Source organism: Nocardia halotolerans, from assembly GCF_042650145.1.
Taxonomy (GTDB): Bacteria; Actinomycetota; Actinomycetes; order Mycobacteriales; family Mycobacteriaceae; genus Nocardia; species Nocardia halotolerans.
On the sequence record NZ_JBHSDL010000028.1, the window covers coordinates 84,939 to 105,764 of the forward strand.

Annotated in this window: 12 protein-coding genes and 1 tRNA gene; 8 read left to right on the forward strand and 5 right to left on the reverse strand. The window is 68.4% G+C overall.

Annotated features, from left to right (window positions below; genetic code table 11):
• Nucleotides 1-3: 3 nt before the first annotated feature.
• On the reverse strand, nucleotides 4-1,017 hold the full coding sequence (locus tag ACFO5K_RS22520) for an AraC family transcriptional regulator (protein WP_378566505.1): 1,014 nt from the start codon (nucleotides 1,015-1,017) through the stop codon (nucleotides 4-6).
• Between the two features lie 141 nt (nucleotides 1,018-1,158).
• Here ACFO5K_RS22520 and ACFO5K_RS22525 point away from each other — a divergent pair, with 141 nt between their 5' ends.
• From ACFO5K_RS22525 to ACFO5K_RS22545, 5 genes are all read left to right on the forward strand, one after another.
• Complete coding sequence (locus tag ACFO5K_RS22525) at nucleotides 1,159-2,382, forward strand: lipid-transfer protein (RefSeq protein WP_378566508.1); 1,224 nt, start codon at nucleotides 1,159-1,161, stop codon at nucleotides 2,380-2,382.
• A gap of 42 nt (nucleotides 2,383-2,424) precedes the next feature.
• A complete protein-coding gene (locus tag ACFO5K_RS22530) occupies nucleotides 2,425-2,859 on the forward strand; it encodes a type II toxin-antitoxin system Rv0910 family toxin (protein ID WP_378566511.1) in 435 nt (144 codons plus the stop codon).
• Between the two features lie 2 nt (nucleotides 2,860-2,861).
• A complete protein-coding gene (locus tag ACFO5K_RS22535) occupies nucleotides 2,862-3,725 on the forward strand; it encodes a MaoC/PaaZ C-terminal domain-containing protein (protein WP_378566514.1) in 864 nt (287 codons plus the stop codon).
• 116 nt (nucleotides 3,726-3,841) lie between these two features.
• The gene (locus tag ACFO5K_RS22540; RefSeq protein ID WP_378566517.1) at nucleotides 3,842-4,723 is read left to right on the forward strand and encodes an SDR family oxidoreductase; all 882 of its coding nucleotides are present in this window, start codon (nucleotides 3,842-3,844) and stop codon (nucleotides 4,721-4,723) included.
• A gap of 24 nt (nucleotides 4,724-4,747) precedes the next feature.
• Nucleotides 4,748-6,010 (forward strand): acyl-CoA dehydrogenase family protein, encoded by a 1,263-nt coding sequence (locus ACFO5K_RS22545; protein WP_378566520.1) that lies wholly within the window; start codon nucleotides 4,748-4,750, stop codon nucleotides 6,008-6,010.
• 39 nt (nucleotides 6,011-6,049) lie between these two features.
• Here the strand turns inward: ACFO5K_RS22545 and ACFO5K_RS22550 are convergent, their stop codons facing one another.
• Nucleotides 6,050-6,673, reverse strand: a complete 624-nt coding sequence (locus ACFO5K_RS22550) for a TetR/AcrR family transcriptional regulator (RefSeq protein WP_378566523.1) — start codon at nucleotides 6,671-6,673, stop codon at nucleotides 6,050-6,052.
• Between the two features lie 257 nt (nucleotides 6,674-6,930).
• On the opposite strand from ACFO5K_RS22550, the gene ACFO5K_RS22555 reads away from it, so the two are divergent.
• The gene (locus ACFO5K_RS22555; RefSeq protein ID WP_378566526.1) at nucleotides 6,931-7,743 is read left to right on the forward strand and encodes a DUF1963 domain-containing protein; all 813 of its coding nucleotides are present in this window, start codon (nucleotides 6,931-6,933) and stop codon (nucleotides 7,741-7,743) included.
• A 69-nt stretch (nucleotides 7,744-7,812) separates the two neighbouring features.
• On the opposite strand, the gene ACFO5K_RS22560 is transcribed toward ACFO5K_RS22555, so the two are convergent.
• Both ACFO5K_RS22560 and ACFO5K_RS22565 read right to left on the reverse strand, forming a co-directional pair.
• Nucleotides 7,813-8,415, reverse strand: coding sequence for an HD domain-containing protein (locus ACFO5K_RS22560; RefSeq protein WP_378566529.1), 603 nt, complete (start codon nucleotides 8,413-8,415; stop codon nucleotides 7,813-7,815).
• Between the two features lie 170 nt (nucleotides 8,416-8,585).
• Nucleotides 8,586-9,356, reverse strand: coding sequence for an AraC family transcriptional regulator (locus ACFO5K_RS22565; RefSeq protein WP_378566532.1), 771 nt, complete (start codon nucleotides 9,354-9,356; stop codon nucleotides 8,586-8,588).
• Between the two features lie 83 nt (nucleotides 9,357-9,439).
• Here ACFO5K_RS22565 and ACFO5K_RS22570 point away from each other — a divergent pair, with 83 nt between their 5' ends.
• Nucleotides 9,440-10,894 carry an MFS transporter gene (locus ACFO5K_RS22570; protein ID WP_378566535.1) on the forward strand — a complete coding sequence of 485 codons (1,455 nt, stop codon included), beginning with the start codon at nucleotides 9,440-9,442 and terminating at the stop codon, nucleotides 10,892-10,894.
• A gap of 139 nt (nucleotides 10,895-11,033) precedes the next feature.
• On the opposite strand, the gene ACFO5K_RS22575 is transcribed toward ACFO5K_RS22570, so the two are convergent.
• A tRNA-Leu gene (locus ACFO5K_RS22575) sits at nucleotides 11,034-11,115 on the reverse strand.
• A 373-nt stretch (nucleotides 11,116-11,488) separates the two neighbouring features.
• On the opposite strand from ACFO5K_RS22575, the gene ACFO5K_RS22580 reads away from it, so the two are divergent.
• Complete coding sequence (locus ACFO5K_RS22580) at nucleotides 11,489-20,815, forward strand: fatty acid synthase subunit beta domain-containing protein (protein ID WP_378566538.1); 9,327 nt, start codon at nucleotides 11,489-11,491, stop codon at nucleotides 20,813-20,815.
• The last annotated feature ends 11 nt before the right edge of the window (nucleotides 20,816-20,826 follow it).

Here is a 20,826-nt window from a genome sequence, read left to right on the forward strand (position 1 = left end):
GATTCAGCGCTCTGGATCGCCGGACCGGGTAGTTCGATAGTCGATCGGCGCACTACCGGTCCACCGGTGGAACGCCCGCCGAAACGCGCTGGCCTCGGAATAACCCAGGCGGGCAGCCAGATCCGCGATCGACTCGTCACCGTGCACCAAGGCTTCCACGGCGCGGTCACGCAGGATCTCCTCCTGGATCCGGCGCTGGGTGGTGCCCTCGGCGCGCAGCAGCCTGCGCATGTGCGGCGCGCTGATCGACAACCGGCGGGCCAGTTCCTCGGCGCCGAGCCACGGCCCGTTCGGATTGCGTTCCATGATCGTGCGCACCCGGGCCGCGGTGGTCGCGACCTGCTGGTGTGCGTAGAACAGCGCACCGGGGGAGTCGCGAAGGAACCGTTTGAGGTCGGCCTCGTCGCGCACCACCGGTTTGGTCAGCAGCGCCGCGTCGAAGGACATCGCGATCCGCGACGCGCGGAAGGTCGGCCGGACACCGAAAATGGTCCCGTAATCGTCGGCCAGATACTCGGCGTCGAAGGGAAACTCCAGGGAGCGCAACATGATCGGTGCTCCGATCAGCCATCCGGCGAACCGGTGCACCCCACCGGCCAGGGCGAAAGCTACGAACGGATCGATGCGGGCGTGTGGCTGTGTTTCACTGCTGATCGTCACCAGCCCCGTCTCGTCCGAGGACTGCGTCCAGCGGATGCCGGTGGCCACGGTGGCCATTTCGAGCATGCGTGCCAACGCCGTGCGCAGATCCCGGGTGTGGATCACGGTCAGACCGGCCAATCGCAGGGTTCCGCGCGCCACCGGCCGTGGGCCCAAGCCCAGCAGTTCGTCGTCGGTCTGCTTCCACAGGGCGCGGACCACCCCGGAGGTCTGCTCGGGCGTCATCCTGGCCCGGTCCTCGGCGTAGCGCCGCCAGTCCAGTCCCGCACCACGCAACGCCTGCTCCACATCGAGGCCGCGCTTCATCATCGATTCGACGGTCGCGCGGAAGAACCGCATCGGAATCGTGTGCGCCACTCGGCTCCTTCGGCATCGGTGAGCGATTCGTACGGTACCAGTGGTGATGCTCGTTTCGGTCCCCCAGGAGGCCCGTTGCAGTCCTCGTGGCAGGGTGGCCGAGCTCATAGCGTCATAGGGGACAGCTGAATAGCTGAAGCTATGGAGAGGAACTGTCCTGTGACGCAACGGGTATTCGTCGTCGGTGTCGGTATGACGAAATTCGAGAAGCCGGGTCGACGGTCCAACGATGACGGCAGCATGTGGGACTACCCGGACATGGCGCGCGAATCGGGCACCAAAGCGCTCGCCGACGCCGGGATTTCCTACGAAGAGGTGCAGCAGGCCTACGTCGGCTACGTCTACGGTGAATCCACGTCCGGGCAGCGCGCCGTCTACGAACTCGGGCTGACCGGCATTCCGGTCGTCAACGTGAACAACAACTGCTCCACCGGCTCGACCGCCCTGTACCTGGCGGCGCAGGCGATCCGCGGTGGCCTGGCCGACTGCACGCTGGCGCTGGGCTTCGAGAAGATGCAGCCGGGTTCGCTCGGCACCACCTTCGACGACCGCGAGCAGCCGATGGCCAACCACATGCAGGCCCTGGCCGAGATCTCCGAAGTGCTCTTCCCGCCGGCTCCGTGGATGTTCGGTGCCGCCGGTCGCGAGCACATGAAGGAATACGGCACCACCGCCGAGCATTTCGCGAAGATCGGCTTCAAGAACCACAAGCACTCGGTGAACAACCCGTATTCGCAGTTCCGTGACGAATACACCATGGACGAGATCCTGGACTCGCGGATGATCTACGACCCGCTGACCAAGCTGCAGTGCTCGCCCACCTCCGATGGTTCCGGCGCGGCGATCCTGGCCGGCGAGGACTTCGTCGCCAAGCACAACCTCGCCGATCAGGCGGTCGAAATCGTGGGTCAGGCCATGGCCACCGACTTCAAGTCGACCTTCGACGGCACTGCCAAGAACATCATCGGCTACGACATGAACGTCGCTGCCGCCGCGCAGGTGTACGAGCAGGCGAACCTCGGCGCCGAGGACTTCCAGGTCATCGAGCTGCACGACTGCTTCTCGGCCAACGAACTGCTGCTCTACGAAGCCCTGGGCCTGTGCGCTCCTGGCGAGGCAGGCCGGCTGCTCGACGACAACCAGACCACCTACGGCGGCAAGTGGGTCGTGAACCCCTCCGGCGGCCTGATCTCCAAGGGCCATCCCCTCGGCGCGACCGGGCTGGCGCAGTGCGCCGAGCTCACCTGGCAGCTGCGCGGCACCGCCGACGCCCGTCAGGTCGACAACGTGACCGCCGCCCTGCAGCACAACATCGGTCTCGGTGGCGCCGCCGTCGTCACCGCCTACCAGCGCGCCAACCGCTGACCGGACCACTTCCGCAACAACATCTTTCGTAGGAGAACACGCATGGGTCACATCGAGAAGACCGCCACCCTCAACGCCCCCGCCGAGAAGCTGATGGGCGTGATCACCGATCCGTCCACCTGGGGCGACTGGTTCACCATCCACGAGCGCTGGATGGTCGAGCCGCCGGCCACGCTCACCGAGGGCGCCGCGCTGACCGCGAAGATCTTCATGCTCGGCATGGCCAACAAGATGGAATGGGTCGTGGGGGAGGTCGCCCCGACCAAGCTGATCATGACGGGCACCGGGATGGCCGGGGTGAAGGCCACCTTCTCCTTCGACCTGACCCCGAACGGTGACCAGACCGAGGTTCAGGTCTCCGGTGACTTCGAGGGCTCGCTGATCAAGGGCGCGCTCGGCAAGGCAGTCGAGAAGGACGGCACCAAGCAGCTGCAGGCCTCGCTGGACAAGCTCGCCACCCTGGCCGCTGGAGCCTGAGCATGGCCGACGTAGCCGCATTCGACATCGACGGCCTGAATCTGTGGTCGGACCCCGAGCGTTTCGAGGTCACTCGCGAGCGGCTGGCCGAGTACGCCGCGGCCACCAACGACCCGATCGCCGCGCACCGCACCGGTGACGTGGCCTCGCCGGTGTTCGCGATCGTTCCGGCATTCGACGCGCTGATGATGCCTGCGGTCGATGTGGTGCCGATGGAAATTTTCGGCCGGATCACCCACGGCGAGCAGGACTTCCACTTCCATCGTCCGATCAAGCCGGGCGACCGACTGGTCTCGCAGGGGCGGGTGATCGGCTGGGAGACCAAGTCCTCCGGTTCACTGGTCTACATCCACCTGGTCTGCAAGGACGAGGTGAGCGGCGAACTGGTCAACGAGCAGTACTTGTCGGGCTTCTTCCGTGGTGTGGACGCGGGCCCCGAGGTCGGCGAAGCCATCCCCGATATCGCGCCGCACGCCGAACTCAAGACGGCCCCGCCGCTCGCCGCGGCCACCCACCACGTGGACGACGACCAGACGTTCCGGTACGCGCCCGCCTCGGGCGACCCGGTGCCGCTGCACCTGGACGAGGAAGTCGCCAAGGACGCCGGTCTGCCCGGCATCATCGCGCACGGCCTGTGCACGATGGCGATGGCCGGCTGGGGTGTCCTCGCCGAAGTCGCCGATTCCGACGTTTCGCGGGTGAAGCGCTTCGCGGTGCGTTTCTCCAAGTTCGTCTTCCCCGGCGACGACCTCGAGACGCGGATCTGGAAGGCAGGCACCGACAACGGTGTGACCACCTACGCGTTCGAGACCGTCCGCGGAACCGATGTGGTCCTGAGCAACGGTGTCGCCGAGATCGCGGACTGAACACAGTCCCCCACGCAGCGCGTGGGGGACCGTTCGCGCGGTCGCCCACACGGCGCCGCCCTCCTGCCGTCCGTGCCCGGCGCGGCAGGCCGAGACTTTTGAACGAAGGAGTAGATATGGGTGCCTTGGAAGGCCGCATCGCCGTCATCACCGGCGCCGGTCGCGGTATCGGCCGTGAGCACGCGCTGCTGTTCGCCCGTGAGGGCGCCGCGGTCGTGGTGAACGATCTCGGTGGCAGCAACAGCGGTGACGGCGTCGACGTCGGCCCCGCGCAGGAAGTGGCGAACGAGATCGTCGCCGCCGGTGGCCGCGCGGTCGCCAACACCGACAACATCGCCACCTGGGCGGGCGCCGAAGCACTGGTCGCGCAGGCGATCTCGGAGTTCGGTGGCCTCGATGTCGTCGTCAACAACGCGGGCATCCTGCGTGACGGCTTCATCCCCAGCCTGTCCGAATCCGATTGGGACGCCGTGGTCGCGGTGCACCTCAAGGGTCACTTCTCGGTTATCCATCACGCGTCGGCGTACTGGAAGGCCGAGTCGAAGGCGGGCCGTCAGCCCAACGCGGCGATCATCAACACCGCATCGGCGTCGGGTGTGACAGTGCCCAACGCCGGCCAGTCCAACTACGGTGCCGCCAAAGCCGCCATCGCCGCGCTCACTCAGGTCGCCGCCGACGAGTTGCAGCGTTACGGTGTGCGGGCCAACGCGATCGCCCCGATCGCACGCACCCGCCTGACCCTGGCCACCCCGGGCATGGGCGCGCTCATGGCGTCCGAGGCCGCCGACGCCGAGGCCGAGGGCAGCTTCGACGCGTTCAGCCCGGCCAACATCTCCCCACTGGTCGCCTACCTGGCCGGCGAGAAGTGCCCGATCACCGGCAAGGTGTTCGCGGTGCAGGGCGGCGCGATCAGCGAACTCGCCGGTTGGCACGACGTCAAAACCATCGAGACCGAACAGGCGTGGTCGATCGACGACATCGCCGCGCGGCTGCCCTGAACCACGAAGCTGGAGTGAACAACGATGTTCGAATGGTCTGAGACCGACGAGATGATCCGCGAGTCCGTGCGCGCGTTCATCGACAAGGAAGTTCGTCCCCACATCGACGAGCTCGAACACGGCGACCTGCCGCCCTACGACATCATGCGCAAACTGTTCAGCCAGTTCGGCCTCGATGTCATGGCCGGAGAGGCCGTGGACAAAATGCTGGCCAAGGAACAGGCCAAGGCCGACCGGATCGCCGCGGGTGAGCCGGCGCCGGAGAAGTCCGGGAAGAAGCAGGACAGCAACCCGCTCGCGGCCCAGGGCAGCATGGCGGCGGTGCTGATCAGCGAGCTGACCGGCGTCACGCTGGGCAGCGTCGCGGCGGTCGGCGTCAGCCTCGGCCTCGGTGCGGCGACCATCGCCTCGCGCGGCACGCTCGCGCAGAAACAGCGCTGGCTCAAGGACATCGTCACCCTGGAGAAGGTCGCCGCGTGGGCGATCACCGAGCCCGACTCCGGTTCCGACGCGTTCGGTGGCATGAAGACCTACGTGCGCCGCGACGGCGAGGACTACATCCTCAACGGTCAGAAGACCTTCATCACCAACGGCCCGTTCGCCGACACCGTCATCGTCTACGCCAAGCTCGACGAGGGCGACGGCGGTGACAAGCGCGAGCGCAAGGTGCTCACCTTCGTACTCGACAAGGGCATGGACGGCTTCGTCCAGGGCAAACCGTTCAAGAAGATGGGCATGCACTCCTCGCCGACGGGAGAACTGTTCTTCGACAACGTGCGCCTGGGCAAGGACCGCCTGCTGGGCGAGACCGAGGACCACAAGGGCGGCGACGGCCGCGAGAGCGCGCGCTCGAGCTTCGTCGTCGAGCGGGTCGGCTGCGCGATCCTGTCGATGGGCATCATCAACGAGTGCCACCGCCTGTGCATCGACTACGCCAAGTCGCGCAAGCTGTGGGGCCAGGAGATCGGGCGCTTCCAGCTGGTCCAGTTGAAGCTGGCCGAGATGGAGGTCGCGCGCCTCAACGTCGAGAACATGGTGTTCCGCGCGCTGGAGAGCTCCGCCGCGGGCAAGATGCCCACCCTGGCGCAGGCGTCGGCGATGAAGCTGTACTCCACCAGGGCCGCCACCGACGTCGCCATGGAAGCGGTGCAGTTGTTCGGCGGCAACGGCTACATGGCCGAGTACCGGGTCGAACAGCTGGCCCGCGACGCGAAGTCGCTGATGATCTACGCCGGCAGCAACGAGATCCAGGTGACCCACGTCGCCAAGGGCCTGCTCGCCGACTGAACGACGTAACCGTGCTCGCTGATCACCCGCACCGGGTGGTCAGCGAGCCGTCGCGTTCGTGGCCTGCGCGAGCAGATGATCGCGCACCGGCAGCAGGTACTGGCGCGCGAAGTCCTCGGCCGCGCCCGGCGCCGCCATATCGACGAGCTGGGTCGGGATCAGCACATAGGTGTGGAACATGCGGGCGACGTGCTCGGCGAACAACGAGCGCGACTCGGCGGGCAGGTCGTCGGTGCCCATCGCCGACTCGACGAGCACCCGCCCCATCAGCAACGCCTGGCTGTCCCCGATGATCGCCGGGTGCAAGATCTCCGGATTGATCGCGAGCACGGTACGCAGCGCCACGTTGCCGTACAGCAGCCGAAACGCGTGGGCGAACCCGTAGATCAACCGGTCCTCACCGTTGTCGTACTGGTCGAGAACGCCCTGCACTTCGGCGAAGAACCGCGCCAACTGATCTTCGAGCATGTCCGAGATCAGATTGTCGCGCCCGGAGAAATGCAGGTAGAGCGTCGCTCTCCCTACCCGCGCCCGTCGCGCGATCTCATCCATCGAGACTTTGCGCAGCCCGGTGGTCTCCGCCATCTCGACCGCGGCAGCGAGAATCCGCTGACGGGTGTCTGATACCGCGCCGCTACCCGGCGCGTTCGCTGGCGGTCTCATCGCGCCGATCCTATCGCTGCTCGCGAGGCCACGAGCCGCTGCACCTACCCGATCGAGCCGAGGTGAAGATCGGCGAGTCCGATGCCGGTGCGGTCTCTGCGATCCAGACGAAGAACTTTCGAGCCATCCTCGACCTGTAGCCCGAGCGCGGCATCGCGCTGCCGAGGCCAGCACGGCACAGAACCGACGCCGCGGTACAAAGCCGGTGTGGGGTGCGGCGGAGGGCCGACGGCTGTCTCAGCCGTGGACAGTTGTCGGTGGGAGCTGATTCGATTGCAGATATGAGTGAGCACGACCTGTACACGTTGATCCGCAAGTACATCCCCGAGCGGTACCAGGATGACTACCGGATCGCAGTGCGCGAGGCAATCCGTCTGCAGCATGCCGAGGACGGCGACGAGATCGTCGGGTGGCTCGGGGGCGCACCGCTGCTGCCTGAGGGATTCGAATGGCCCGGGCTCGCGGAGGGTCGCAGCTGCGAGCACATCGCCACTGTCGATCTGGGCAAGCTGCCGCCGATCGATCTGAATTTGCCCGGCGCCGGGACGATTTCGTTGTTTCACGATGGCGGTGGGGTCGTCTGCTGGTTTCCCGGCGGGGTGGCAACCGTCGAAGCGGATGTGCCGTCGCGTCTGGTCGACAACCGTGGGCTGTACCCCCGTCTACCGTTGACCTACCGGATCATCCCCACCTTGCCGACTCTCTACGAGATGCCGCTGCCGGAACTCGACGAAGGCGAAGATCGGTACGACGAGCTGCTGGCCGAGGCGGCCGAGGAATTCGACATGGCCCAATCCGAGGTCACCGAACCCTGGCATCAGATCGGCGGCTGGTCCTACCAGATCCAGGGCAAGAACGATCGCGGAGTTCTGCCCGGAAGCGCGGCCGAACATCGTTTCTACGCAGACCGGGGTGCGCCGCAGGGCCAGCTGCTGCTGGCACAGATCGACACCGATGGTGGCAACGGCATCGGGTTCGGCGACATGGGAATGCTCTACTGTTTCATCGCCCCCGAGGATCTGGTCGCAGGCAATCTCGCTGCAGCAGTAGCGTTTTCAGAAAGTCACTGACCAGCGGGTCGCCTGCTGGGCAATTGGCTACGCGGGCTCGCGATTCGGGAGAAAGATTCGGCGACTGCGCTATGAGGGTCGCACGCCTACCGGATAGCTTGCTTGGAACGCGAGTCTGCGGTCTGCGTCTACGGCAATCCGGTCGAGCTCATCATCGAGAGCCATGAACACCTGCCACGATGGCTGACCATCGGCCGTAGCAAGACGTTGCACTACCAATCGCTCGAGCTCTGGAACACGCTTCGCCTTCCAGACCTTGTCGGCTAGACTGACCAGTAGGTCTTCCATACCGACATCTGGCCCAGTCCACGATCCGTGGGTCCGTGCGAAACGGGCCGACTCCTCGTCGAACCCCTGTGCCAGGAGAAGCTCATACCCTGTACGTTCATGCGCTGAGCCTGGTCCTGAGAGCTCATCGGGATGGGCGATTTTGCCGATGTCATGCGTCGCCGCTCCGAACAGCATGGAGTGCCGGTCGAACCGTGTACCACGGTGATGTCGGTCGACCCAGTCGGCCAATTGCCAAGCCACCTCGTGAACCACCCGTAGGTGAGCGCCCAGCCGAGGCGGGGCTTCGAGGCTTCTCAGCAGGACTTCGACTTCCTCTGGGAGGGATCTGAGCTCCGCGTATCCGGGGTCGGTCATGGCGCGCTGCAGCAGAACAGAGGTCATCTCGCAGCATGTTAGTCCGGTGGGTGTCGCGCGTTGGGGCTGAAGCAGACGGATCTCCGATCAGAACTCCGGAAATCTGTGATCGAGTGTGGGCGGTCGTATCGGCGTCGGGTGATCGGCTGGGTGCGTCGGTGCGGCATGTGGTTTCGAGGCGGAGGACGGACGGTATGTCAGTGCAGGGCATCGCCGCCCAGGTACCGTTTCGGCGATGTGCCGACCGTTCGGCGGAAGGCCGCGAGAAACGCGCTGGCCGTGGCGTATCCGACGGTGTTCGCGACTCGGTGGACCGGCTGGCCGTCGGCGAGCAGCGGCAGTGCGGCCTGGATTCTCGCATGGGTGCGCCAGCGGTCGAAGCTCATCGCGGTGTCTTGTACGAACAATCGGGTGAGGGTGCGGCGGCTCACGCCGATGGTTCGGGCGTGGGCCTCCAGGCTGCGGGGGTCGGCCGGGTTGTCCAGCAGACTGTCGGCGACCGCTCGTACTCGTTCGTCGACAGGGCGCGGCACGTTGATCGGTGTGGCGGGCAGCGGTTGCAGCAGGTCGAGGACGACGGCCTCGGCGCGTAGACGCTGGTCATCGGCCAATTTCTGCTGCGCGAGGTGGGCGATCAGGTGGGCGAGCAGACCGTCGACTCGGACCGCGGTGGGTTCGGTCCACGCCACGTGGCAGCGGCCGGGTTCGAAATAGAGACTGCACAGCACGGCGTCGCGGCTCGCGCCGGTCTTGTGCGCGACGCCCGCGGGTAGCCACAGCGCGCGGGTCGGCGGCACGATCCAATGTGCTTCGCCCACAGCGACACCGAGCACGCCACTGCGGGTCCAGGCCAGCTGGTGCTGCGGGTGGTAGTGCTCGTGGGTCCATTGGCCGGCCGTGAGCGGGAAGCTGCCGACCACGATCGCGCCGACGCCGAGGGGAGCGGGTTCGAAGGTTGGTTCCGCCATGTCACCAGGCTATGTCCTCAACGCGCTATCATCTGGCCTTGTGACGTATCGCGGCCACCGCGCCGGCTGCATACCGTCGACGCATGACATCGATTTCCACGGCAGATTCAGCCTCGGGCTCGAGTGTGGCCCGCCGTCGCGCGGTGCTGGTCGTCCTCTGCCTCGTCCAGTTCATGCTGAATCTGGACGACAACGTGGTCAGCGTCGCGCTGCCCTCGGTACGCGACGACCTCGGATTCACCACTGCGGGTCTGGCGTGGGTGGTGAACGGCTACATCCTCGCCTTCGGCGGATTCCTGCTGATGTTCGGCAGAGTGGCCGATCTTCTCGGCCGGCGCCGGGTATTCCTCAGCGGGGTAGCCCTTTTCGGCGTGGCGAGTGTGATGTGCGGACTCGCGCAGGAACCATGGCAGTTGGTGGCGGGACGATTCATTCAAGGAACAGGTGCGGCGATGGCGAGCCCGGCCGCGCTCGCGCTGCTCACCCTGCTCTATCCGGGTGCACGTGAACGTGCCAAGGCAATCGGGGTCTGGGGTGCGACAGCCGCGGTGGGTGCTACCTCCGGGTTGGTCATCTCCGGCGCGCTGACCGGGTTCGCCTCGTGGCGATGGATTTTCCTGATCAATGTGCCGGTAGTCGTCGCGGCTGTGGTGCTGCTACCTCGTCTGGTGGCGGAGAGTCGCAGTGAACGTCGCACACGCATCGATGTTCCCGGGGCGGCTCTCATCACCGCCGCGCCCGTTCTGCTCGTCTACGGCCTGCTGCGTGCGACCGAAACGGGTTGGGGCGACGCCGGTTCGATGATGGCGATAGCCGGCGCCGCACTGCTGACGGTGGCGTTCGTGGCGGTGGAGAAGCGCACCGATGGACCGCTGGTGCCGTTGTCGTTTCTGGCTTTTCGGCCACGCGCGGTCGCCAATGGGGCGACCCTGCTGTTCTCCGCTGCCTTCTACGCGATGGCTTTCCTGCTGATGCTGCACATCCAGACCGTCCTCGGCTACGGACCTTTCACCGCGGGCTTGGCGTATCTGCCTTTCGGCGCGGGGATCCTCGTGGGGATGTGGTTGTCGGCGCGGGCGGTGAACCGGCTCGGTGAGCGTGTTGCGCTGGTGACCGGGCTCCTTGTCAGCGCGACGGGGTTGTTGCTGATGTCGGGCATCGACGGCCTCGACAGCTATGCCTCGGGGGTGTTGCCGGCATTGCTCGTCACCAGCCTCGGCTGCGGGATGAGCCTGCCCGCCCTGGCCGTTGTTGCCCTCACGGGAACCACCGAGGACAACGCCGGTCTCGGCTCGGCTGTCCTCACGTCAGCCCAGCAATTGGGCGGTGCAATAGGTTTGGCGTTCCTGGTGGCTCTGGCCGCACGACGCAGTGACTCGTTGGCCGATTCGATCGACGCACGGCAGGCCATGACCGAAGCCTTTTCCTACGCCCTCACCATCGCCGCCGCCCTTGTCGGGCTCACCGCGGTTCTGATAGCCACGATGCTGCGCTCTCGTCCTTCGGCTTGCGCTGCCGCACCGACGGCAGCTCGATAGGCGGCGTGGGCGTCACTTCGAACGACCGCACCGGGACGAAGGACAGCGACGACCCTGTGAACGAAGCGGACTGGCGCATCTGAGTGCGAGTGCGCCCGAACATGCGGAGCCCGGGTCTGGCCCGAAAGCCAGGGATGTGTGCGCGAGGGGGGACTTGAACCCCCACGTCCGTGGACACCAGAACCTAAATCTGGCGCGTCTGCCAATTTCGCCACTCGCGCTGGATGTGTACGACCGTCCAAACTCTACCGGGCAAATCCGGCTGGGCGAAGCGTTGGGGCGGCATGTCGTACTGGTGGGTAACACTACCTGGGGTTATAACGATTCGGTAACTCGCAATGTGAGGGCTGCTCATGTTTGCGAATCGGGGTAACGGGTTGGACCTGCGGGTTCGAACATGAGGCGGGGTCATGTTTCAGAATAATTTGGTACTACCGTACCGAAATACTCGGTGGTAGCTGCTGAGGGCGCGTGCAAACGTGAGGCTTTCCTCATGATTTTGTGCGATCGTGGCTGCCAACAGGCCCGAGGGGCTGCCGGATACGTGTGCGTGCCGTCGGTGGGCGGAGCGCCAGGAGAAGGAAGTCGAGCGTCTTGACGATCAACGAGAGCACCGAGATGGGCACGGGAACGAGCGCGCAAGCAGGGCTCGGCCAGGCGAACGGTGTCCGGACGTCGCTGCTGGAGCAGTTGCGCGCCGGGGCCGGTTACGCGATGGCCTTCGGTGGGCAGGGTGCGCTGTGGCTGCGCGAACTCGAGGAGATCGGGCGCGACAGCGCACTGGAACCGGAGCTGACGGCCCTGGTCCGCGAGGCCGCCACCCTGCTCGAACCGGTCGCGACCCAGTTGCTGGTGGTTCGCCCGGGCGGTTTCGACCCCATGGGCTGGGTGCTCGAGAGCGAGCTGGACGAACCGGACGAGCCGTCCTCGGCGCCGGCGGAGTCGGTGCTGCGCTCGGCCGCGGTCTCCATGCCGGGTGTGCTGCTGACCCAGCTCGCCGCTACCCGCGCGCTGCGACTGCAGGGCCTCGACGCGGCCGAGCACGCGCCGGTGGCGGTCATCGGACATTCGCAGGGACTCTTCGCCGCCGCGGCGATCGAGGCGGGTGGCGCGCGCGACGCGGAGCTGCTGGCCATCGCCCAGCTCGTCGGTGCCGCCGCCGGTCTGGTGGCGCGCAGGCGCGGGCTGATGCCGGTGGGGGAGCGTTCCCCGATGGTCGCGGTGTCCAATGTCGACCCCGACCAGCTGCGCGCGATCGTGGCCGAAGTGTCCGAAGGCGTCGATCCCGCGCTGGCCGCGGTGGTGTCGATCCGCAACGGTCGCAGGCGGGTGGTGCTCTCGGGCGCGCCCGCTCAGCTCGACCGGGTGCGCGCGCGATGCGCGCAACTGCACGACGAGCAGACCCGCGAGCGTGAGACCAAGGTACGCGGTGGCGCGGTGTTCGCGCCGGTGTTCGAGGACATCGCCGTCGACGTGGCCTTCCACCATCCGGCACTGGCCGAAACCGTGGACCTGGTCATGGGCTGGGCCCGGCAGTGCGAGCTCGACGCCGACCTCGCCGCCGCCCTGACCCAGCAGGTGCTGGTGGACCCGATCGACTGGGTCGCCACCGTCGACGCCGTGGTCGACGCGGGCGCGCAGTGGGTTCTCGACCTGGGCCCCGGCGACCTGCTCTCGCGGGTGACCGCGGGCACGCTCAGGGGCACCGGTGTCGGTGTCGTGGCCGCCGCTACCCGCGCGGGTCAGCGCAGCCTGCTCACCCCGGGTGCGGCGCCCGAACCGTCGACCCCGTGGTCGGCGTTCGCGCCGAAGCCGGTGCGCCTGCCCAACGGCCGCATCGTCGTGCAGACCGCGTTCACCGAGCTCACCGGCCGTTCGCCGATCCTGCTCGCGGGCATGACCCCGACCACCGTGGACGCGAAGATCGTCGCGGCCGCGGCGAACGCGGGGCACTGGGCCGAGCTGGCTGGTGGCGGTCAGGTCACCGAGCAGATCTTCACCGACCGGATGACCGAGCTGCGCCGGCTGCTCCAGCCCGGGCGGGCGGTGCAGTTCAACTCGCTGTTCCTCGACCCCTACCTGTGGAAACTGCAGCTGGGCGGCAAGCGCCTGGTGCAGAAGGCCCGCGCTGCCGGTGCGCCGCTCGACGGCGTGATCGTCACCGCCGGTATCCCCGAGCTCGACGAGGCCGTGGCGCTGATCGACGAGCTCACCGAAGCCGGTATCAGTCACGTCGCGTTCAAGCCGGGCACCGTCGCCCAGATCAAGGCCGTGCTGCGCATCGCCGACGAGGTCGCGGACTACCCGGTGATCATGCACATCGAGGGCGGCAAGGCCGGCGGGCACCACTCCTGGGAAGACCTCGACGACCTGCTGCTCACCACCTACGCCCAGCTGCGCAGCCGCGCCAATGTGGTGGTCTGCGTCGGCGGCGGCATCGGCACCCCCGAGCGCGCCACCGACTACCTCACCGGCACCTGGTCCACCGCGCACGGTTACCCGGCGATGCCGCTGGACGGCGTGCTCGTTGGCACCGCGGCCATGGCCACACTCGAGGCGACCACCGCTCCCGAGGTCAAGCAGCTGCTCGTCGACACCCCCGGCACCCCCGACTGGGTCGGTGCGGGCACCGCGACCGGTGGCATGGCCTCGGGCCGTAGCCAGCTCGGCGCCGACATCCACGAGATCGACAACGCCGCTTCGCGTACCGGCCGCCTGCTCGACGAGGTCGCCGGGGACGCCGAGGCCGTGGCCGCCCGGCGCGCGGAGATCATCGCCGCGCTCGACGCCACCGCCAAGCCCTACTTCGGCGACGTGGCCACCATGACCTACCAGCAGTGGCTGGAACGCTATGTGTCCCTCGCTGTTTCCAGCGAAGTGCCGATCTCCTTCGACTGCGGCAGCGACATCGGTGACGCGATCCGCGACGCCACCCGCTCGGACTGGCTCGACATCAGCTGGCGCGATCGCTTCGCGGAAATGATGCGGCGCACCGAGTCCCGGCTGCACCCGGCCGACAGTGGCGAAATCGAAACCCTGTTCGCCGACGACGAAGCCTTCGAGCATCCCGTGCAGGCGCTGTGCGCGCTGAAGAAGCAGTACCCGGCCGTGGCCGAGACCGTGCTGCACCCGGCCGACGTCCCGTTCTTCGTCTCGCTGTGCAAGACACCGGGCAAGCCGGTGAACTTCGTGCCCGTCGTCGACGCCGACGTGCGCCGCTGGTGGCGCTCGGATTCGCTGTGGCAGGCCCATGATCCGCGGTACTCGGCCGATCAGGTGTGCGTGATCCCCGGCACCGTCGCCGTCGCCGGTATCACCCGCGTGGACGAGCCGGTGGGCGAACTGCTCGACCGTTTCGAGCAGGACACCGCCTACAGCCTGGTCCGATCGGGTGTCGCCCCCGTGCCGGTGGAGGCGCGCCGCGTCGCCGGCGTAGCGGCGGGCCCGATCGACACCGTGCTCGCCGCCCCCGATGTGCAGTGGGCCGGGCGCACCACCGTCAACCCGGTGCGCCGCCTCGGTGCCGCCTCGGAGTGGACCGTCGAACAGGGCACCGCGGTACATCCGGGCACCGGTGCCACCCTCACCGAAACCACCGGGCCCGAAGCCGAATTCGGCTATGTGGAACTGGTGGTGCCGCTGCTCGGCGCCGATGCGGTGCGCATCCGCATCACCGTGCCGGCGAGCGTGTACTCCGGTGGGGCGCCGGTGATCACCGAAGGCGATGCCGAGACCGCGATGTCGGCGCTGCTCGGTGTGGCCGCGGGCAAGTCGCTGCCCGAGGTGAAAGCCGGGGTGGCGCACCTCAATCTGGCGTGGACGCCGGACCTGGTCGCCGACCACGCGGGCGTCACCGGTTCGGGTCTGCCCGCCGATCTGTCCACTCTCGGCCGCACCGCACCCGACGTGCTCGTCGGCGCCTGCTGGCCCGCGGTGTTCGCGGTGCTCGGCGCCGCCCGCACCCCGGCTGGTGGGTCGGTGATCGAGGGCATGCTCGACCTGGTCCACCTGGACCACCAGATCGAACTGCTGAACGAATTGCCGGCCGAGACCAGCATCCTGGTGGTGCGCGCCGAGGGCGGCACGGTGGTCGACACCGACATGGGCCGGGTCGTCGAGGTGGCCGTCACCATCGGCCACATCCTCGATCAGGGCCTGGACGCCACGCCGCTGGCCCGTCTGGTGGAGCGCTTCGCCATCCGCGGCCGCAACGGCGCGGGCACCCTCACCGATCCGCCGCGCGCGGCCGGTGCGGTGTCGGAGAACGCCACCGACACACCCCGACGCCGTCGCCGCGACGTGCGCATGGCCGCCCCTCGCGCCATGCACGCCTTCGCCGCGGTCTCCGGCGACCACAACCCGATCCACACCTGCGAGGCCGCCGCCGAACTGGCCGGCCTGGGCGGTCCGATCGTGCACGGGATGTGGCTCTCGGCCGCCGCCCAGCACGCCGTGGTCGCGGTGGATCCGGAAAGCTCCGTTCCCGCCCGCACGCTCACGGCATGGACCACCCGGTTCCTCGGCATGGTGCGCCCCGGCGCGACCGTGGACGTGCGTGTGGAGCGGATCGCGGTGGACGCGGGCAGCGAGATCGTCGAGATCTCCTGCCGTGTCGACGGTGACCTGGTCATGACCGCGACCGGGCGCACCGCCGCCCCGAAGACCGTGTACGCCTTCCCGGGCCAGGGCATCCAGCGCAAGGGGATGGGTCTGGACGCGCTGACCCGCTCGAAGGCGGCCAAGCAGGTGTGGGAGCGTGCCGACGCGCACACCCGCGAAGCCCTCGGTTTCTCGATCCTGGCGGTGGTGCGCGACAACCCCACCTACCTCAAGGCGCGCGGTGTCGAACACCGCCACCCCGACGGTGTGCTGCACCTGACCCAGTTCACCCAGGTGGCGATGGCCACCCTCGGTGTCGCTCAGGTCGCCGAACTGCGCGAAGCCGGCGCGTTCGTCGAAGGCGCGATGCTGGCCGGGCACTCGGTCGGCGAGTACAACGCGCTCGCCGCCGTCGCCGGGGTACTGCCGTTGGAGGCGGTGCTCGAGGTGGTGTTCCAGCGCGGGTCGGCCATGCACGAACTGGTGCCGCGCGACGCCCAGGGGCGCAGCGACTACCGGATGGCCGCCATCCGTCCGTCGCAGATCGGACTGCCCGACGTCGAGGTCATCGACTTCGTCACCGGAATCGGCGCGGCCACCGGCGAGTTCCTCGAGGTCGTGAACCTGAACCTGCGTGGCTCGCAGTACGCCATCGCCGGAACGGTCGCCGGGCTCGAGGCGCTGGAGACCGAAATCGATCGCCGCCGCGCCGAATTCGGTGGCAAGCGGGCGTTCATCCTGGTGCCCGGCATCGACGTACCGTTCCACTCGTCGGTGCTGCGCGACGGGGTGCCGGAGTTCCGGCACAAGCTCGAGCAGTTGCTGCCCGCCGAGGTGCATCCGGAAGTCTTGGTCGGACGCTACATTCCGAACCTGGTGCCGCGGCCGTTCTCGCTGGATCGCGAATTCCTCACCGAGATCGCCGAACTCGTGCCCTCGGAGCCGATGCAAACGGTGCTCGCCGACTTCGACAACTGGGCCGAGCGTGACGCCGAACTGTGCCGAGTGGTGCTGATCGAGCTGCTGGCCTGGCAGTTCGCCAGCCCGGTGCGCTGGATCGAAACCCAGGACCTGCTGTTCACCGACACCGCGCACGGCGGTCTGGGTGTGGAGCGCTTCGTCGAGGTGGGCCTCGGCGCCACCCCGACGGTGGCGAACCTGGCCACCCAGACGCTGAAACTGCCCGGGTTCGGCGGGGCGACCGTGGAGGTCGTCAATGTCGAGCGTGACGCGGCGGTCGTCTACTCCACCGACACCGATCCGGCCCCCGTGGACGACCTCGACGAGGCCCCCGCCGAGACCACGGCGGCGCCGGCCGCGGCCCCGGTCGCGGCAGCGGCACCCGCGGCGACCGGTGGACCGCGCCCCGACGACATCGCCTTCACCGCCGCCGACGCCACCCGCGTGCTCATCGCGCTGTGGACCAAGCTGCGGATGGACCAGATCGGCCCGGTCGACACCATCGAAGGACTCTGCGACGGCGTGTCCTCGCGCCGCAACCAGCTGCTCGTCGACCTCGGTGCCGAGCTGTCCCTCGGCGCGATCGACGGTGCCGCCGACGCCGACATGGGCGCCCTGTCGGCCACCGTCGAACGCCTGGCCCGCACCTACAAGCCCTTCGGCACCGTGCTCACCGACGCGATCGGCGACCACCTGCGCAAGGTGTTCGGCCCGTCGGGCAAGCGGCCCGCCGCCATCGCCGACCGGGTGAAGAAGGTCTGGGAACTCGGCGACGGGTGGGCCAGCCACATCACCGCCGAGGTTTCGCTCGGCACCCGCGAAGGCGCCAGCGTGCGCGGTGGAGAACTCGGCGGACTCGCCGGTGGCGCGCTCACCGACGCCGCCTCGGTCGACGCCGCCATCGACGCCGCTGTGCAGGCGGTGGCCGCACGGCGCGGCGTCTCGGTGTCGCTGCCCTCGGCCGGTGGCGCGTCCGGCGGCACCGTCGACGCGGCCGCGCTGGGCGAATTCACCGAACAGATCACCGGCCGCGACGGCGTGCTCGCCACCGCGGCGCGCGTGGTACTCGAACAGCTCGGTCTCAGCGAGCAGGTCAGCGCGCCCGAAGCCACCCCCGACGCCCTGGTCGACCTGGTTTCGGCCGAACTGGGTTCGGACTGGCCGCGTCTGGTCGCCCCCGCGTTCGACGCCCGCAAGGCCGTGCTGATCGACGACCGCTGGGCCACCGCCCGCGAGGACCTCGCCAAGCTGTGGCTCGGCGACGACGCCGCCACCGCCGAACTGTCGGTCGACGGCTACGTCGGCGCGGGCGAAGCGGTTGCCGCCCAGGCGAACTGGTGGCGTCGGCGGGCCATGCACGAGGCCCGCTCGGTGCTGGCCGGTGTGTACGCCCAGATCGCCACGGCCGCGCTCGACACCACCGACCCGGGACTGTGGTCCGATGACGTCGCGGTGATCACCGGAGCCAGCAAGGGTTCCATCGCCGCCGCCGTCACCGGGAAACTGCTGGCCGGGGGCGCCACCGTGGTGGTCACCACCTCCCGCCTCGACGACGATCGGCTGCGCTTCTACCGGTCGCTGTACCGCGACAACGCCCGCCACGGCGCGGCGCTGTGGGTGGTGCCGGCGAACATGGCCTCCTACCAGGATCTCGACGCGCTGATCGAGTGGGTCGGCACCGAACAGGTCGACACCGCGGGCGGCGCCAAGACCAAGACCAAGGACGCGATGACCCCGACGCTGCTGCTGCCGTTCGCGGCACCGCGCGTCGCCGGTGACCTCGCCGACGCGGGCGCACGCGCCGAAATGGAGATGCGCGTACTGCTGTGGTCGGTGGAACGGCTGATCGGCGGGCTCTCGGCCCTCGGCGCCGACCACGACGTCGACGCGAAACTGCATGTGGTGCTGCCGGGTTCGCCCAACCGTGGCCTCTTCGGTGGCGACGGCGCCTACGGCGAGTCCAAGGCCGCCCTCGACGCGGTCGTCGCCCGGTGGCGGGCCGAGAAGTCCTGGGCCGCCCGGGTGACGATGGTGCACGCGCTGATCGGCTGGGTGCGTGGCACCGGGCTGATGGGGCACAACGACCCGATGGTCGAGGCCGTGGAGCAGGCCGGGGTACACACCTGGTCGACCACCGCGATGGCCGAGGAACTCCTCAAGTGGTGCACCTCGCGCGCCCGTCAGGTGACGGTCGCCGGGCCACAGCAGATCGACCTCACCGGCGGACTGGCCCGGGTCAAGCTGGACCTGCCCGCGCTGGCGAAGCAGGCACAGGAAGCCGCGGCGGCGGCCGAAGAGGAAGCGGTCGCCGCCGCGACCATCGCCGCACTGCCCGCGCCGCCCACCCTGAGCTCGGCGCTGCCGGTGCCGGAATGGGGCGAGGTGAGCGCGGATCTCAGCGACATGGTGGTGATCGTCGGCGCGGGCGAACTCGGCCCGTACGGTTCGGCGCGCACCCGCTTCGAAATGGAGGTCGAAGATCAGCTCTCGGCCGCCGGCGTGCTCGAGCTGGCCTGGACCACCGGCCTGATCCGCTGGGAGAACGAGCCCAAGCCCGGCTGGTACGACACCGAATCCGGTGACTTCGTGCCCGAAGCCGAGGTGGCGCAGCGCTACCACGACACCGTCGTCGAACGCTGCGGTGTGCGCCGCTACGAAGACGACGGCGCCATGCTCGACAACGCCGCACCGCTGCTCACCTCGGTGTTCCTCGACCAGGACCTGTCGTTCACCGTGGCGGGCGAGGCCGAGGCGCGGGCCTTCCACACCGCCGATCCCGAGCACACGGTGATCACACCGGTCGCCGACTCGGGCGACTGGACCGTCACCCGCAAGGCGGGCACCGAGATCCGGGTGCCGCGCAAGGCGAAGCTGTCGCGGGTGGTCGGCGGCCAGATCCCCACCGGCTGGGACCCCACCATCTGGGGCATCTCCGCCGACATGGCCGCCTCGATCGACCGGGTGGCGCTGTGGAACATCGTCTGCACCGTCGACGCGTTCGTCGGCGCCGGTTTCAGCCCCGACGAGCTGATGAGCTGGGTGCATCCGAGCCTGGTTGCCAACACCCAGGGCACGGGTATGGGCGGTATGTCGTCGATGCGCTCGCTCTACGTCGACAACCTGCTCGGTGAATCGCGTCCGAACGACATCCTGCAGGAGGCGCTGCCCAACGTCGCGCTGGCGCACGTGGTGCAGTCCTACGTGGGCAGCTACGGCGCGATGGTGCATCCGGTGGCCGCGTGTGCCACGGCGGCGGTGTCGGTGGAGGAAGGTGTCGACAAGATCCGCCTCGGCAAGGCCGAGGTCGTGGTCGCCGGTGGCTTCGACGATCTGGGCATCGAAGGCATCGTCGGCTTCGGTGACATGTCGGCCACCGCCGACTCGGCGGCCATGCGCGCCAAGGGCATCAGCGACCGCTACTTCTCCCGCGCCAACGACCGTCGTCGCGGTGGGTTCGTGGAATCCCAGGGCGGTGGCACCGTGCTGCTGGCCCGCGGCGACGTGGCCGTGCAGATGGGATTGCCCGTGCTGGGCGTGGTCGCCTTCGCGCAGTCCTTCGCCGACGGCGTGCACACCTCCATCCCCGCGCCCGGACTCGGTGCGCTGGGCGCGGGTCGCGGCGGCAGCGGTTCACGGTTGGCCGCCGAACTGCGCAAACTCGGTGTCACCCCCGACGACATCGCGGTGATCTCCAAGCACGACACCTCCACCGCGGCCAACGACCCCAACGAGTCGGAGCTGCACGAACGGCTCGCCGGCGCGCTGGGTCGCACCGAGGGTGCCCCGATGTTCGTGGTCTCGCAGAAGAGCCTGACCGGTCACGCCAAGGGTGGCGCGGCGGCCTTCCAGCTCATCGGCCTGTGCCAGGTGCTGGAAAACGGTGTGGTGCCGCCGAACCGGAGTCTGGACTGTGTCGACGAGAAGATGGCCGCCTACCCGCATCTGGTGTGGGCGCGTGAACCGCTGCGCTTCGGCGAGAAGTTCGCGCTCAAGGCCGGTCTGGTGACCTCGCTGGGCTTCGGGCACGTGTCCGGTCTGCTCGCGGTGGTGCATCCGCAGGCGTTCCTGGCCGCGATCGAACCCGGCGCGCGGGCCGATTACCAGGAACGGGCGCAGACACGTCAGCTCGCGGGCAGGCAGCGTTTCGCCGAGGCCATGTGCGGTGGCGCGGCGCTGTACGAGCGGCCCGCCGATCGTCGCCTCGGCGCCGACGGCACTCCGGCCGCGCAGATGCGTCAGCGTGAAGCCGACATGCTGCTCTCGTCGACGGCGCGCCTGGACGACGGGGTGTACCGGTCCGACGGGTTCGGTTGCGGCACGGGGCTGCTCGGTTCCGCTTCGCCACGCAACGAAGCGCCGTAAGCTGCCGCTTC

Excerpts from the sequence above, each read along its gene's own strand:
- ACFO5K_RS22525 (WP_378566508.1), top strand. The coding sequence starts at position 1,159 with ATGGAGAGGAACTGTCCTGTGACGCAACGGGTATTCGTCGTCGGTGTC.
- ACFO5K_RS22530 (WP_378566511.1), top strand. The coding sequence starts at position 2,425 with ATGGGTCACATCGAGAAGACCGCCACCCTCAACGCCCCCGCCGAGAAG.
- ACFO5K_RS22535 (WP_378566514.1), top strand. The coding sequence starts at position 2,862 with ATGGCCGACGTAGCCGCATTCGACATCGACGGCCTGAATCTGTGGTCG.
- ACFO5K_RS22540 (WP_378566517.1), top strand. The coding sequence starts at position 3,842 with ATGGGTGCCTTGGAAGGCCGCATCGCCGTCATCACCGGCGCCGGTCGC.
- ACFO5K_RS22545 (WP_378566520.1), top strand. The coding sequence starts at position 4,748 with ATGTTCGAATGGTCTGAGACCGACGAGATGATCCGCGAGTCCGTGCGC.
- ACFO5K_RS22550 (WP_378566523.1), bottom strand. The coding sequence starts at position 6,673 with ATGAGACCGCCAGCGAACGCGCCGGGTAGCGGCGCGGTATCAGACACC.
- ACFO5K_RS22560 (WP_378566529.1), bottom strand. The coding sequence starts at position 8,415 with ATGACCTCTGTTCTGCTGCAGCGCGCCATGACCGACCCCGGATACGCG.
- ACFO5K_RS22565 (WP_378566532.1), bottom strand. The coding sequence starts at position 9,356 with ATGGCGGAACCAACCTTCGAACCCGCTCCCCTCGGCGTCGGCGCGATC.
- ACFO5K_RS22570 (WP_378566535.1), top strand. The coding sequence starts at position 9,440 with ATGACATCGATTTCCACGGCAGATTCAGCCTCGGGCTCGAGTGTGGCC.